Below are 223 nucleotides of genomic sequence, written 5' to 3'. Positions count from 1 at the left end.
GAGCGCTTCGCGGGGCTCACCAGCATCCAGATGGGAGGCGCCAATCTGGGCACCCTTGCGGCGACCGCGCCGCTCGCCGCCTCGGCCGCCGCCATCGGCTGGCGGGACTCGGTCCTGGTCGTCGCGGCGATTACCGTCGTTCTGGCGCTGGCGATCATTGTCGCGGTCCCCAGGGACGCCGACAACGCCAAGGGACGGGAGAGCTGGTCGGAGGCCTTCCGGG

The 223-nt window shown here is 72.2% G+C and carries 1 pseudogene; it reads left to right on the top strand.

Annotated features, from left to right (window positions below):
* A pseudogene (locus tag E4K09_RS28885) lies at positions 1-223 on the top strand (MFS transporter); the annotation flags it as partial.

The sequence above is a fragment of the Microvirga pakistanensis genome, assembly GCF_004458765.1.
Classification (GTDB): Bacteria; Pseudomonadota; Alphaproteobacteria; order Rhizobiales; family Beijerinckiaceae; genus Microvirga; species Microvirga pakistanensis.
Note: the sequence above shows the minus strand (reverse complement) of the source record. Positions and strands in the feature narration are given on the sequence as shown.